Annotated in this window: 10 protein-coding genes and 2 pseudogenes; 6 read left to right on the top strand and 6 right to left on the bottom strand. The window is 70.0% G+C overall.

What is annotated here, in order from left to right; translation table 11 throughout:
* Positions 1 to 1,258 (bottom strand): annotated as a pseudogene (locus VF106_RS19735) (hypothetical protein); the annotation flags it as partial.
* A 223-nt stretch (positions 1,259 to 1,481) separates the two neighbouring features.
* On the opposite strand from VF106_RS19735, the gene VF106_RS19730 reads away from it, so the two are divergent.
* Positions 1,482 to 2,147, top strand: coding sequence for a hypothetical protein (locus VF106_RS19730; RefSeq protein WP_330841226.1), 666 nt, complete (start codon positions 1,482 to 1,484; stop codon positions 2,145 to 2,147).
* A gap of 76 nt (positions 2,148 to 2,223) precedes the next feature.
* On the opposite strand, the gene VF106_RS19725 is transcribed toward VF106_RS19730, so the two are convergent.
* Together VF106_RS19725 and VF106_RS19720 are read right to left on the bottom strand one after the other, a co-directional pair.
* Positions 2,224 to 3,207 carry a Gfo/Idh/MocA family protein gene (locus tag VF106_RS19725; RefSeq protein WP_330841225.1) on the bottom strand — a complete coding sequence of 328 codons (984 nt, stop codon included), beginning with the start codon at positions 3,205 to 3,207 and terminating at the stop codon, positions 2,224 to 2,226.
* 180 nt (positions 3,208 to 3,387) lie between these two features.
* A complete protein-coding gene (locus VF106_RS19720) occupies positions 3,388 to 3,600 on the bottom strand; it encodes a hypothetical protein (protein ID WP_330841224.1) in 213 nt (70 codons plus the stop codon).
* 185 nt (positions 3,601 to 3,785) lie between these two features.
* Here VF106_RS19720 and VF106_RS19715 point away from each other — a divergent pair, with 185 nt between their 5' ends.
* Complete coding sequence (locus VF106_RS19715; protein WP_330841223.1) at positions 3,786 to 6,056, top strand: RCC1-like domain-containing protein; 2,271 nt, start codon at positions 3,786 to 3,788, stop codon at positions 6,054 to 6,056.
* 48 nt (positions 6,057 to 6,104) lie between these two features.
* On the opposite strand, the gene xynA is transcribed toward VF106_RS19715, so the two are convergent.
* Positions 6,105 to 6,791 carry an endo-1,4-beta-xylanase XynA gene (gene xynA / locus VF106_RS19710; protein WP_330841222.1) on the bottom strand — a complete coding sequence of 229 codons (687 nt, stop codon included), beginning with the start codon at positions 6,789 to 6,791 and terminating at the stop codon, positions 6,105 to 6,107.
* A gap of 335 nt (positions 6,792 to 7,126) precedes the next feature.
* Here xynA and VF106_RS19705 point away from each other — a divergent pair, with 335 nt between their 5' ends.
* On the top strand, positions 7,127 to 8,092 hold the full coding sequence (locus VF106_RS19705; RefSeq protein ID WP_330841221.1) for an MBL fold metallo-hydrolase: 966 nt from the start codon (positions 7,127 to 7,129) through the stop codon (positions 8,090 to 8,092).
* Between the two features lie 3 nt (positions 8,093 to 8,095).
* Here VF106_RS19705 and VF106_RS19700 read toward each other — a convergent pair whose 3' ends face one another.
* The gene (locus tag VF106_RS19700; RefSeq protein WP_330841220.1) at positions 8,096 to 9,190 is read right to left on the bottom strand and encodes a sulfite oxidase; all 1,095 of its coding nucleotides are present in this window, start codon (positions 9,188 to 9,190) and stop codon (positions 8,096 to 8,098) included.
* Between the two features lie 68 nt (positions 9,191 to 9,258).
* On the bottom strand, positions 9,259 to 9,741 hold the full coding sequence (locus tag VF106_RS19695) for an Lrp/AsnC family transcriptional regulator (protein WP_330841219.1): 483 nt from the start codon (positions 9,739 to 9,741) through the stop codon (positions 9,259 to 9,261).
* Positions 9,742 to 9,857: 116 nt separating this feature from the next.
* On the opposite strand from VF106_RS19695, the pseudogene pdhA reads away from it, so the two are divergent.
* From pdhA to VF106_RS19680, 3 genes and pseudogenes are all read left to right on the top strand, one after another.
* Positions 9,858 to 10,910: pseudogene (gene pdhA, locus VF106_RS19690) on the top strand (pyruvate dehydrogenase (acetyl-transferring) E1 component subunit alpha); the annotation flags it as partial.
* Between the two features lie 150 nt (positions 10,911 to 11,060).
* A complete protein-coding gene (locus VF106_RS19685) occupies positions 11,061 to 12,026 on the top strand; it encodes an alpha-ketoacid dehydrogenase subunit beta (RefSeq protein ID WP_330841227.1) in 966 nt (321 codons plus the stop codon).
* Between the two features lie 61 nt (positions 12,027 to 12,087).
* Positions 12,088 to 13,281: a dihydrolipoamide acetyltransferase family protein gene (locus VF106_RS19680; protein WP_330841218.1), complete on the top strand. Its 1,194-nt coding sequence runs from the start codon at positions 12,088 to 12,090 to the stop codon at positions 13,279 to 13,281.
* Positions 13,282 to 13,336 lie beyond the last annotated feature (55 nt).

Here is a 13,336-nt window from a genome sequence, read left to right as displayed (position 1 = left end):
GACCGGCTTCTGACGCGCTGAGCGCGTCCCGCGCGCCCGGCGCCGGTTTCGGGTCCCGCACCAGCGGCGCGATCACCTCCACGGCCGCCGGCAGGCCCCCCGACGCGCGGTGGGCGAGTTGGCACACGGGGTCGTGGCGGGTCACCCGCAGCATCTGTGCGGTCTCGTCGATCGTGAGCGGTGCCAACAGCACCGGGTAGAGCCACGAGCGTGGGGACGTCTGCCCGTTCAGCCAGTGCTGGTGGCTGCCGTCGTGGCAGGCCGGCACCGTTCGGGCTCGCTTGTTGTGGTTCGGCGCCGCCTGCCACGGAGGCCGCCAGTCCGAACTCCATGCCCGATCCCACCGTCCGCTGGTCGTGACGAGCAGCAGCGGATCATGGTCGTCCGGCTCGCGCCGGAGGTGCCGTTCGCGGGCGGCCAGGAAGTCGGACAGGAACGTGCCGCCCGCCGGATGGTCGACGTTGTCGAGCAACAGCACCCAGTTGTGCAGGTGGTCAGGGCTTTCCGGGGCGACGCACGTGCACGGGTTGTGCAGGTCGGGCTTCGCGGTGCGCGGGTAGCTGGCCTGCACGTCGGCGAGGAAGGCGTCGGTGAGCCAGTCGGTCATCTCCTTGGTGCCCAAGGCACTCAGCCTGATGAGCGCGTCGACCGGGTTGGCGCCCTCCGCGTCGTCGAACTCGGCGTGAAAGCGCATGGCTCGGCCCAACCGCCGGCGTGTCGCGGCGCCGACGAGGTCCGGCAGAACCGTCCTGATCGTCTCCGCGATCGAGTCACGGACGAGGTCGGTCTGGCTCATCACGTCGGCCAATGGTCCGACGATTCGGTTGCCGATGTCCGCGGCTCTCGGCCGCTGGGCGAATATCCGGATCGCGTCGCGTAATTTCTGTTCCGCCTGCTCGTGGGTGAGCCCGTCGAGCGGTGTCTCCACCGCGATCATGCCGAGCGTGAACCGCGTGAACCGCACCCTTCGGCGGGCACGCCACTTGCGGGACAACCAGAACGCGAGCTGGGCGAGCACCTCGACCGTCGCCGGTGCCCGCTGTTCTGCCTCTGGCGTGCGCGTCCTGGCGAAGTCGAAGAAGGCGTGCACCACCCCGGCGCCGCAGTCACGGGACAACGTCCGCAGTGCGTGTGTCTTGCCCGCGCCGCTCGGGCCCAGCAGAACCACCACGGGAGCCGGTCGGGCTCGGCCGCCGCGTCCCCTGTTGTACAGCAGGTTCTGCGCGAGACGTGTGGAGTTCGACAGTTGTGGCTCCACGACGTTCCTCCGGTTTCTGGTGGGTCCCCTACCCGCGACCAGAGCTTTCCGTGCCGCGCGACGAGCGGTGTCCAGAATGAAGGCGCGTCACCCCAATGGGCCTTGCTTTCACCCGACCGAATTAAGCCCGGCTCGGAAATCTCAACTCTGGGTTTGTCGCGGCATCTTGCGAAACATCGGAGGTCTAGACCACACTCGAATCACCCTGCGAAAGGAGCCCGCCATGTTCAGGCGGCGACTGACGAACGTCCTCTCGATCACCCTGCTGGCCGGCGGTTTGGCCGTCGTCGCGCCGAGCCACGCCGTCGCGGCGCCCACCGACGGGTGGACGCAGCGGTCCTTCACCTACAGCATGCAGAAGCCGTGGAACCTCAGCCTCAGCCAGCGCTACCGGTATGACCAGGCGGCCGGCACGCACGCCATGTGGGTGTACAACACCGACGAGTCGCACACGCAGGACAGCGGCACCGACCCGCGCACCGAGATGCGATGGCAGCAGGAATACACGTCAGGACAACACATGTGGGACGGTGACATCTACGTGCCGTCCGGCACCGACGGCGCCACCGTGATGCAGATCCTCCGCGTGAAACACCCGTCCGGTACCCCCGCGACCGACTTCATGATCAACGCCGTCAACCAGAACGGCGGCACACTGCGCTACTACGACGGCACCGTGCTGCGGACCGGGATCTACAACACGTGGTTCAACCTGAAGGTCGCGCACAACGCCGGCACCGGGAAGATCCAGGTCTACTTCAACGACCAACTCGTCACGACCGTCAACGACCGCGGCCCGGCCACCCGCCACTTCAAGAACGGCGTGTACCACCACGGCCCCGGCCGCGCGGAGGCCAGGTTCCGCGAACTCCACTACTGGACCCGCTGATCCGCCCCGAGAAATGCGATGAAGGACGCCTTGCTCACCGGCAGCGTGAGGAAGGCGTCCTTCATCGCGAAGGCACTCACGCGGTGCCGCGTAGGGGAAGGCCCGCCGTTGTGTAGATGTCGTCGATCAGGGACATCGTGGCGATCGAGTCGGATGGTGGGGTGAGGTTGGTCGGTTCGCCCTTGGTGGCTGCGGCGAAGGCGCGCAGTTGGTGGACGTAGGTGGCCTCGCGGCTGAACTGTTCCCGGCGGCGCGTTCCGGCCGTCGTGACGGTGAAGCGTGTCCACACGTGGGGGCCGACGAAGTTGTTGACCGCCAGCGTGCCGTTGTCGCCGACCACGCGAGCCTGGATGCGGAGCAGGGTGCGTGACCACATCGACGCCGTCGCGCGGCCGGTGGCGCCGTCGCCCAGGTCGAAGTCCGCGGTCATCGCTCGGTCGATGCGTCGGTCGCGGCCGAGGGACACGGCTTTCGCCGCGGTGACGGTGGGTTCGGCGGGGGAGAGGAGGCGTAGGCAGTGCACGGCATAACAGCCGGCGTCCATCAGCGCGCCGCCGGCGAGGTCGTAGTTGTAGCGGATGTTGGAGAAAACGGGCAGTGGGAAGCACAACGCCGTCTCGACGCGGCGAACCCGGCCTAACTCTCCACTGTGGACGACCTCGTGCATCCGGTTGGCCAGCGGGTGGTACCGGTAGTGGAACGCCTCCATCACCACCAGGTCGGTCTCGGCGGCGGCGTCCGCCACTACTCGTGCCTGCGCCGCGTTGGCGGTGAACGGCTTCTCGCACAGCACGTGCTTGCCGGCCTCGATGGCGGCCAGGGTCCACTGCGCGTGCAGGCCGTTGGGCAGCGGGACGTAGACCGCGTCCAGCGACGGATCTGCCACCAGGTCGGCGTAGGAGTCGTGGACCGTCGGCACACCGTGCCGTGCGGCGAAGGCCGAGGCCCGGCCGCGATCCCTCGCCGCGACGGCGGCGATCTCCACGCCGTCGACGACCCGCGCCGGCTTGACCACCGCGGCCGGGGCGATGCGGGCCGCACCAAGTATTCCGATCCTCATTCCCGCCGAGCGTACCGGAGTCAGCCCAGCGTGTGCGCCGGCGCGGAGGTCTCCGCGGCGACCTCCGCGCCGTGCCGGTGTACACGTTGCAGCGCCACCCCCGAACGCGAGCTTCGAGGTGCGCTCCGCCCACCGATGCCGTTAACCCGCCGAAGCGTCGATCCCTGTGACGTGCGCAGATCAGCCAGGTGAGCGCCACCGCGGACGCGCCGACGCGACGAACGCGGTCACGGCACGCAGGTACACCTCGCCCCGCACATCGGGTGCAACGTCCGGCAGGTCGGGCACGGCACCGCAGGCGAGTGCCGCGCCCGCCCGCGCGGCGAGCCGGCGGAACGCGTCCATGGCGTCAGGACTCTCCGCCGCGAGGCTCGCGTGCACCCACTGGTTCAACGCGCCACACATCGGCGGCGGCAAGGGGAACGTTGTCTGGCCGCCAGAAGGCAGGCACGTGGTCGAGCCGACCGCGTTCGGAACACGTCGAGTCTCGTTCGGAACACGTTCGAACTGTGCCGATGTCATATGATCGCTCCGCGTCGGGGATCGACAGTACTGGGGGTATTGCCTTGCGTTCCTTGATGTCCGCTGCTCTTGTGCCGATGCTCGCCGCCGCGGCCATGACGGTCACCGTCGTGCCGGCGACGGCGGCACCCGCCGTGCCACGCGCGGCGCAGGACTCGTTGTTCACGCCGGTCTCGCCGGTGCGCGTGCTCGACACCCGGGACGGCACCGGCGGCGTGTCCGGGCCGGTCGGTCCGGGTCGCACCGCGACGCTGGCCCTCTCCGCCCGGGTGCCGTCCACCACGACGGCCGTGGTGTTGAACGTGACCGCCGTGACGCCGACGGCACCGACGCACGTGACCGTCTTCCCGAGCGGCCAGTCCGTACCGGTCGCGTCCAACCTCAACGTGGTGGCCGGGGACATCCGGTCGAACCTCGTGACCGTGGCGCTCGGCACCGGGCGGTCCGTCGAGCTGTTCAACAACTCCGGCAGCGTCCACGTGGTCGCCGACCTGGCCGGTTACTACGCGACCAGCGCCGGCTCCCTGTACACCGCGGAGACGTACAAACGCACGCTCGACACCCGGAACGAGGGTGGCCCGCTGGGGCCGGGCGGCACCCGGGTGCTCGACCTGACCGGCAGCGTGCCCGTGTCCGCGACCGCCGTGACCTTCAACCTGTCCGCCTTCGACACCACGGCGGACACCTTCGTCACGGCGTGGCCGGCGGGCACCCCGCGCCCGACCGCGTCGAACGTGAACCTGAACGCCGGTGGCAACCGGTCGAACCTGGTGACCGTCGCCCTCGGCGCGAACCGCCAGGTGAGCTTCTACAACCTTGCCGGCGATACGAACCTGTCCGTCAACCTGACCGGCTTCTACACCCCGGAGTTCGGCTCCGCCTTCGTGCCGCGGTCGCCGACACGAGTGTTGGACACCCGCTCCGGCGCGGGCGATCCCCTGGGCGCCGGCGAGAACGTCGTCGTCCAACTGGCATCGCACGTGCCAGCCAACGCCACCTCGGTCCTGCTGAACGTCACCGGGGTCGAGCCCGCGGCATGGACCCTCGTGCAGGTCTGGTCCGGCGACTACCAGCAGTACTACGCGTCGAACCTGAACCTGGGCGTCGGGGAGACCGCCGCCGTCCTCGCCGCGGTGGCGTTCGACCCGGCCCGGCCGGTTCGTGCGTACAACAACATGGGCAGCGTGCACGTGGTCGCCGACCTGGCGGGTGTGTTCGTCCTGCCCGAGGCGACGTGCACAGTGGACTGTGCCGAGACCTGGGGCTACAACCAGAGCTGGGAGTTGGGCACCGGGTCGCATGCCGCGTACTCGGCGACCGCCGCCCCGGTCGCCGGACTGTCCGGGGTCACCGCCGTCGCCGGCGCCTCGACCAGGTATGCCCTGCGGACCGACGGCACCGTCGCGGCGTGGGGACACAACGTTTTCGGTCAACTCGGCGGCGGCTGGTCCGGCGACTGGTCACCCGCCCCCGCCAGCGTGCCCGGCCTGACCGGCGTCACCGCGATCGACGCCGGGTACTACCACGCTCTCGCCCTACTGGACGACGGCACGGTGCGGTCGTGGGGCACGATGTTCGAGGGCGGATGGGGCAACGGCATGAACCAGTCCAACGTGCCGGTGCCTGTGCCCGGGTTGACCGGGGTCACCGCGATCGCCAGCGCGGGGTTCACCGCATACGCGTTGCGTGGCGACGGCACGGCGTGGTCGTGGGGGAGCAACAGTTACGGGGTTCTGGGCAATGGTTCCCCGGCGCAGGCCGCGGACTCGCCGGTCGCGGTGACCGGACTGACGGACGTGGTCGCCATCGCCGCGGGAGCGGAGAACGCGTACGCCTTGCGCGCCGATGGCACGGTGTGGGCCTGGGGCCGGGCCGACAGGGGGCAGCTCGGCACGGGTTTCGGGTGCGCCACCTGCAAATCCGCGGTTCCCGTTCAGGTGGCCGGGTTGACGGGGGTCACGAAGATCGCCGGCCACGACGCGGGCGGGTACGCGTTGCGGGGCGATGGCACGGTGTTGGCCTGGGGCGCGAACGATCAGGGCCAACTCGGTAACGGGGTATTCTGCGACACGTGCTTCTCCGCGGCGCCCGTCCAGGTGACCGGCCTGACCGACGTCACCGCGCTCGTCGCCGACGGCTGGGCCAACGGGTTCGCGTTGCGTGGTGACGGCACGGTCTGGGCCTGGGGTGCGAACAACTCCGGCCAGCTCGGCAACGGAGTCGCCTGCACCGCGCCGGCCAACTGCAGGTCGACGGTGCCGGTGCGAGTGGCGGGACTGACCGGCGTGTCGGCGATCGCGCCGGGCGCGGCGGTCGTGCCGGACTGAGGTTGCCGAAGTGCCCGGGCGGTCCGGCCAGACCGCCCGGGCACTCCGTCAGCTCACGGTGAGGTTGGAGTTTCCGCTGCTCTGGTATCCCTCGGTCGCGAGGATCATGTAGTACCGGAATGCTCCCAGGCCCATGCCGACGCGGGACCACGCGTCGAAGTGGGTGCCCGTGGAGATGGTGCCGCCGGTCTTCTTCGACTGCCGGACACTCCAGTACTGGGGGAAGGTCTTGGTGCCTTCGACGGACGGGGCGTTATACCGCATGGTGCGGTAGATGTCGTACGTGCCGCCGTTGCTGGTGACCGTGCCCCGGAACTCGCCCGTGGGGCGGTACGTGCCCCAGTTGTCGACGATGTAGTACTCCACGAGCGGGCTCGCCGTCCAGCCGTAGAGACACAGGTAGCCGTTGCCGGACGGGCTGAAGCTGCCCGAGTAGTTCACGTTCCTGCGGCTGCCGGTGGACCATCCCTTGCCGCAGACGAAGTTCCCGGTGTTGCGCCATGACGTGCTGTAGTTGCCGCCGCCGTTCAGGCCCATGGAGATGGTGCCCTGGGAATCCGTCCAGAACGAGTAGTAATACCCGTTGTGGGTGCCGGTCTGGTTCGTGTTGATCGTCTCGGCTTGGGCGGTGCCGGGCACCACGATCGAGGACGTGACCAGCGCCAGGGCGCCGGCGCCGCCGCCGATGAAGGCTCTGCGGCTGACCGAGCGAGCGGGGGCGTTGTCCATCTCCATGCTTCCTCCTCGTTGAGGCTGGCGCGGGCCAGGCAGCGTGATACGACCCAGGGTCGACGCGGTGGGTTTGGCCGGCCGTCACGCAGGTCGACGACCGGGGGACCAGGTCGGGCGGGGGTGACCCGGATCGACGGTCCGTGAGACCGCCGACACCTACAGTGTTGGGCTGGCTCCGGGACGTTGTCAACGGTTTTCGTGAATGTTACGGAACCAATTGCCTGCTCTTGTCTTGCTGCGGTCGATTCCGAAGGTCGGAACTATCCGGAAGTTTCGGAAAATTTCCGAACGCGGATCCCCTGCTCAGGTGGGCCATGATGGCAGGAGGAGGTGCTGACATGACCGGGAAACCGTTCGCGTCCTCGGCGGACCTCGCCGCGAAGGAAGAGACGTTCGAGGTGCTGGCCGACGGTGTGTACGCGCTGACCGCGGAGGGCGACCCGAACGTCGGCGCGATCGAGGGCGAGGACTTCCTCGTCGCGTTCGAGGCGCGGGCCACGCCGGTCGCGGCCCGCGAGTGGCTGGCGAGACTGCGTGAGCACACCGACAAACCCGTGCGGTACCTGGTGTTGAGCCACTACCACGCGGTGCGGGTGCTCGGTGCGTCCGCGTTCGGCGCCGACGTGATCATCGCGCACGAGAACACCAGGAAGCTGATCGCCGAACGGGGCAAGGAGGACTGGGACAGCGAGTTCGGCCGGATGCCCCGGCTGTTCAAGCAACCCGAGTCGATCCCGGGGCTGACCTGGCCGACCGTCACGTTCTCCGACCGGCTGACCATCGACCTCGGCGGCGACCGAGGCGAGTTGGAGCTTCGGTACTGCGGGCGCGGTCACACCGCAGGCGACATCGTGGCCTGGCTGCCGGGAGAACGGGTGTTGTTCGCGGGCGACCTGGTGGAGGCGCAGGCCGCGCTGTACACCGGCGACGGCTTCCACACGGACTGGTCGACCTCCACTTTGGACCGGGTGAAGGCGCTCGGGGCCGAGGTGCTCGTCGGCGGGCGTGGCGCGGTGCCGCGCGGCCACGAGGCGGTGGCCGCGGCGATCGAGCAGACCCGTGACTTCCTGCGGGTGATGCTGGACAAGGTCGGCGCGGTGCACGCCCGGGGCGGCACCCTGAAGGAGGCGTTCGAGGCCACCCACGAGGCGCTGGCGCCGAGGTACGGCCGCTGGCCGATCTTCGAGCACTGCCTGCCGTTCGACGTGCAACGCCTGTGGGACGAGTTGGACGGCGTCGACTGGCCGCGGATCTGGACCGCGGCACGCGACCGTGAGGTCTGGGCCCGCCTGCAGGGAGAGTGAGCGTCAGCGGACGGTGACGGCCATGCGCTGCACCATGTTGTTGGCCATGCCCTGCAGGTTCCACAGTGGATCGACCGGTTGGGCGCCGACCTCGTCGGTGGCCCGCACGCACAGCTCGTACTCGCCGCGTATGGCGTCCCACCGGGCGGACCAGGAACGCCACGCGTGGCGGCCGAGTGACTCGCCGAGGGCGGCATCGGTCCAGGACTGCCCGCCGTCGGTCGACAGCTCGACCCGGACCACCGGAGCCCGACCGGACCACGCCCGACCACGCAGCACGAGCGACCCGGCGTCGACGATCCGCCTTCTGGTCATGAAGTCCGGGAAGCCGGGCGGCATCATCAGCGCCCTCGGCAGGATCCGGGTCACCGGCTCCCCGGGGTCGTCGGCGTCGGCGCGCAGCCGGTAGGCCACGGCGTTCTGGTATCCGGTGAACCGCGACGCCAGCACCGTGATGTCCCGCAGCCACTTGACGTGGGTCATCCCGTACCAGCCCGGCACGACCAGCCGCACAGGCGCGCCGTGCTGGGGTGGCAGTGGCGCCCCGTTCATCTCGTACGCCAGCAGCACGTCGCTGCCGAGTGCCTCCTCGATGGGGAGCGCACGCTGGTAGTCCTGCTCGACCCCGCGCTCGGTGCCGTGGTCGTGGCCCGTGAACACGACGTCCACCGCACCGTCCAGCAGGCCGGACTCCCGCAGCAGCGGCGCGAGCGGGGTGCCGGCCCACCGTGCCGTGCCGACCGCCTCGTCCAGCCACGGCTGGCTGACCGGCCGGGGGAGCAGCCGCGCGCGACCGTTGCCCGCGCACTCCAGCGTCACGACCGTCTCGACCCGCGGCCGCGCCGTCAGCGCCGCCAGGTCCAGCTCGATCGGCGAGTAGACGTGCCCGCCGATCGTCAGGCGCCAGGACGCCGGGTCGACGAACGGGATGTCGTAGTGCACCAGCAGGTAGTGCAGACCCGGCGGGGTGAGGTCGTCACGCAGCGCTTCGAGCGGCATCCCGTGGTTGCGTGCCGCCAGCCGCAGTTCGTCAAGGGACACCGCCTCGTCCAGCGCGGCCACCCGAGCCTGTTCACCAAGGCGCACGGTCGACGTCATGACGACGCACCTCCTAATGCGACAGTCCAGCCTGACACCCGGGCCGGTGGTGCGCTACTCGTGGCCGGTCACCGGTTGGTGATGTCCTCGAAGACCAGGAACGTGCGGGTGCCGAGTACGCCGGGGATGTTCGGCAGCTGGTCGAGCACGAGGCGGCGCAGGTGCTGGTTGTCGACCGCGCGGACGAGGAGGATCACGTCGAACTCGCCGCCGACGAGGGCCATGTGCTTGATCTCCGGGATGCGGCGGAGGTGCTCGATGAGGTCGTGCCACGAGTTCTGCCGCACGGTGAGCGTCACATAGGCCGAAGTGGACAGTCCGGCGCGCGTGGGGTCGACCACGGCGGTGAACCCGACGAGCACACCCGACTCCCGCAGCCGTTCCAGGCGCACGTAGGCGCTGGCGCGGGAGATGTTGAGCCGTTCGGCGAGCACGCGGACGGCGAGCCGGCCGTCGCGGGTCAGCTCGCGCAGGATCGCCTGGTCGATGTCGTCGAGCGCCGGGGCAATCTGTCCAGCACCGGCGGTCTGGCTGGGTGTGCTGCTGGACATATGGCTCCATGGCGTTCGTGGGTCGGCACTCTGTCTTGAGTATGCGCCCCGTTCTGGTCAGAACGTAGCCGCTGGCCGCAGGATCGGAAGCGTTCTGTCTCGGGCGGAGGGTACGAATGGATGAACTGGGGTTGGTACGTCTGCTCGACGCCGACGGCGCCGTGCTCGCCGACGACCGGTACGTCATGCCGTCATCGGCGGTGCTGGTCGACCGGTACCGGGACCTGGTGCTCGGCAAGCGACTGAACGAGCAGGCGAGTGCGCTGGTGCGGCAGGGCCGGCTCGCGGTGTACCCGTCGTCGCGTGGGCAGGAGGCCTGCCAGGTGACCGCCGCCGCGGCGTTGCGGCCCGGTGACTGGCTGTTCCCGACCTACCGGGACACCGTCGCGATCGTGGCGCGTGGGGTGGACCCGGTCGAGACGCTCACGCTGCTGCGCGGGGACTGGCACTGCGGCTACGACCCGCGCCACCACCGCGTGGCCCCACAGGCGACGCCGCTGGCCACACAGCTCCCGCACGCCGTCGGGGTGGCGCACGCCGCGCGCCTGCGGGGTGAGGACACCGTGGTGATGGCGTTGTGCGGGGACGGCGCGACCAGCGAGGGCGACTTCCACGAGGCACTGAACTTCGCGGCGGTGTTCACCGCGCCGGTCGTGTTCCTGGTGCAGAACAACAAGTACGCGATCTCGGTGCCGCTCGCGAGCCAGTCCGTGGCGCCGTCGTTGGCGCACAAGGGAATCGGCTACGGCGTGCCGGCGGTGTTGGTCGACGGCAACGACACCGCCGCGCTGACGGCGGTCCTGGCCGCCGCGGTCGACCGTGCCAGGTCGGGTGGCGGCCCGACGCTCGTGGAGGCCGACACCTACCGGCTGGAGGCGCACACCAACGCCGACGACGCGACGCGTTACCGCCAGGACGACGAGGTGGCCGAGTGGGTGGAACGGGACCCGCTGCGTCGCCTGTCCGCACACCTCCGGGCACAGGGCGCGCTCGACGACGCCCGTGAGACCGCGCTGACCGAGGAGGCCGAGGCCGTCGCCGCCCGGATCCGGGCCGCCTTCGGCGAGGAGCGCCGACCCGACCCGGGCGAGCTGTTCACGCACGTCTACGCCACTCCCACGCCGCAGCTGGCCGCGCAGGCGGCGTTGTTGCGTGCCGAACTGGCCGCGAGTGGGCCGCCGGTGTCTGGACTGACGAGCAGCGCAGGCCCCGCGACCAAGGAGCCGGGTCGTGCAGCGCAGGAGGGAGGACACCGGGTACAGGCCCACTCGCCGGCGAGCGGAGCGAGCCGATCGAGCTCCAGCCCGGTGAAGCTGACGATGGCGCAGGCGATCAACGCCGCGCTGCGGGACGCGCTGGGCTCCGACGAGTCGGTGGTGGTGTTCGGCGAGGACGTCGGCCCGCTCGGTGGGGTGTTCCGGGTGACCGACGGGCTCACCGCCGAGTTCGGCGACCAGCGTTGCTACGACACGCCGCTGGCCGAGTCCGGCATCGTCGGCATGGCGATCGGCATGGCCATGAACGGGTTCCGACCGGTGGTCGAGATGCAGTTCGACGCGTTCGCCTACCCGGCGTTCGAGCAGATCGTCAGCCATCTCGCGAAGATGGCGAACCGCACGCGTGGCAGGGTGCGGCTGCCGGTGGTGGTACGGGTGCCGTACGCGGGCGGGGTCGGCGGCGTCGAGCACCACAGCGACTCGTCCGAGGCCTACTACGCACACACGTCGGGCCTGACCGTGCTGGTGCCGGCGACGAACCAGGACGCATACGGGCTGCTGCGTGCCGCGATCGAGAGCCAGGACCCGGTGATCTTCCTCGAACCCAAGAAGCACTACTTCACCGCCGAGGAGGTCGACACCGCGCTGTCGGTGCCGCCGATCGGCCGTGCCACGGTTCGCAGGCGAGGTGCGGACGCCACGCTGGTCGCCTACGGCCCGGCGGTGGCCGTCGCGCTCGCCGCCGCCGAGCTGGCCGCCACGGAGGGCCGCGACCTCGGGGTCGTGGACCTGCGCTCGATCGTGCCGTTCGACGACGACACCGTGATGGCGGAGGTCCGGCGCACCGGCCGCGCGGTCGTGGTCGCCGAGGCGCCTGGCTTCGCCTCGGTCGCCTCGGAGATCGCGGCCCGGATCGCCGAGCAGTGCTTCCACCACCTCGAGGCCCCGGTCCGGCGCGTCACCGGGTTCGACATCCCGTACCCGCCGCCGAAGCTCGAACACCACCACCTGCCCGATGCCGAACGCGTCCTCGACGCCGTCGACGACCTGCAGTGGGAGGTCTCATGAGCGGAGCTTGCGGAGCGAATCATCGAGCACAGCGGCGCCACGGAGCGGGCGAGGGGGCGGCATGAGCGTGGAAACCTTTACCCTGCCCGATCTTGGTGAGGGACTCACCGAGGCCCAGCTGGTCCGCTGGCTGGTCGGGCCGGGTGACCGTGTGGCCGTCGACGCGCCGGTGGCCGAGGTCGAGACCGCGAAGGCCATGGTCGAGGTCCCGTCGCCCTACGCGGGTCTCGTCGCCGCGCTCCACGGCGACGAGGGCGCCACGATCACCGTCGGCGCACCGCTCATCTCGATCACCACCGAGGCCACAGCCGCCTATGTCGAGGAGGAACGCGCCGGCTCCGGCAACGTCCTCATCGGCTACGGCACCGGCGGTGCGTCGACCACCCGCAGGCGCCGTGCGAAAGCGCCCGTTGTCGCCGCGTCCCACACGAGGGCGGCCGTGTCCTCGCCCGTGGTGCGGAAACTGGCCAAGGACAACGGGATCGCCCTCGACACGGTCCCGGGCACCGGCCCGGACGGCCTGATCACCCGGGCCGACGTCCAGCGGGCGATGACCTCCTCGACCTCGGACGCGCGGACCGGTCTCGGTGTCGCCGAACGCATCCCACTGCGTGGCGTGCGTGCCGCGATCGCCGCCACACTGTCCCGCAGCAGAGCCGAGATCCCCGAGGCGACGACCTGGGTCGACGTCGACGCCACCGAACTCGTCCGGCTCCGCGCCGAGCTTTCCGACGGTCCCGGCCTGCTGGCGCTGGTGGCCCGGTTCGTGGTCGCCGGGTTGCTTCGGCACCCGGTCCTGAACTCCACAGTGGACAAGGACGAGATCCGGGTCTTCGACGGCGTCAACCTCGGCATCGCGACCCAGACCGACCGCGGCCTCGTCGTGCCGGTCGTGCGTGACGCGCACCGGCAGACCGCACGCCGGCTCGGCGCCGAGATCCGCCGCGTCACGGCCGCCGCCCGCGACGGTTCCGCCGCCGTCCTGAATGGAGGGTCGTTCACACTCAACAACTACGGGTCATTCGGGGTGGACGGCAGTGCGGCCATCATCAACCATCCGGAAGTCGCCATCCTGGGCATGGGTCGCATTATGGAACGCCCATGGATCGTCGACGGCGAGATTCTCCCCCGGCACATCACCCAACTCTCGCTCGTGTTCGATCATCGCGTCTGCGACGGCGGCACGGCCGCGGGCTTCCTGCGTTTCGTCGCCGACGCGATCGAGTCGCCGAAGTCCGTGCTCGCCGATCTCTGATCAATAAAAAACCAAATCGCCGAAAATTTACGAAAATACGCCACTACTGCAACGA

The organism is Actinophytocola sp., assembly GCF_036378875.1.
Lineage (GTDB): Bacteria > Actinomycetota > Actinomycetes > Mycobacteriales > Pseudonocardiaceae > Actinophytocola.
The sequence above is the reverse complement of the archived record's forward strand: the minus strand, read 5'-3'. Positions and strand labels throughout refer to the sequence as shown.

Bases quoted from the DNA above. Each gene is read 5' to 3' on its own strand.
- VF106_RS19730 (WP_330841226.1), top strand. From the start codon at position 1,482: ATGTTCAGGCGGCGACTGACGAACGTCCTCTCGATCACCCTGCTGGCC.
- VF106_RS19725 (WP_330841225.1), bottom strand. From the start codon at position 3,207: ATGAGGATCGGAATACTTGGTGCGGCCCGCATCGCCCCGGCCGCGGTG.
- VF106_RS19715 (WP_330841223.1), top strand. From the start codon at position 3,786: ATGTCCGCTGCTCTTGTGCCGATGCTCGCCGCCGCGGCCATGACGGTC.
- xynA (WP_330841222.1), bottom strand. From the start codon at position 6,791: ATGGAGATGGACAACGCCCCCGCTCGCTCGGTCAGCCGCAGAGCCTTC.
- VF106_RS19705 (WP_330841221.1), top strand. From the start codon at position 7,127: ATGACCGGGAAACCGTTCGCGTCCTCGGCGGACCTCGCCGCGAAGGAA.
- VF106_RS19700 (WP_330841220.1), bottom strand. From the start codon at position 9,190: ATGACGTCGACCGTGCGCCTTGGTGAACAGGCTCGGGTGGCCGCGCTG.
- VF106_RS19695 (WP_330841219.1), bottom strand. From the start codon at position 9,741: ATGTCCAGCAGCACACCCAGCCAGACCGCCGGTGCTGGACAGATTGCC.
- VF106_RS19685 (WP_330841227.1), top strand. From the start codon at position 11,061: ATGGCGCAGGCGATCAACGCCGCGCTGCGGGACGCGCTGGGCTCCGAC.
- VF106_RS19680 (WP_330841218.1), top strand. From the start codon at position 12,088: ATGAGCGTGGAAACCTTTACCCTGCCCGATCTTGGTGAGGGACTCACC.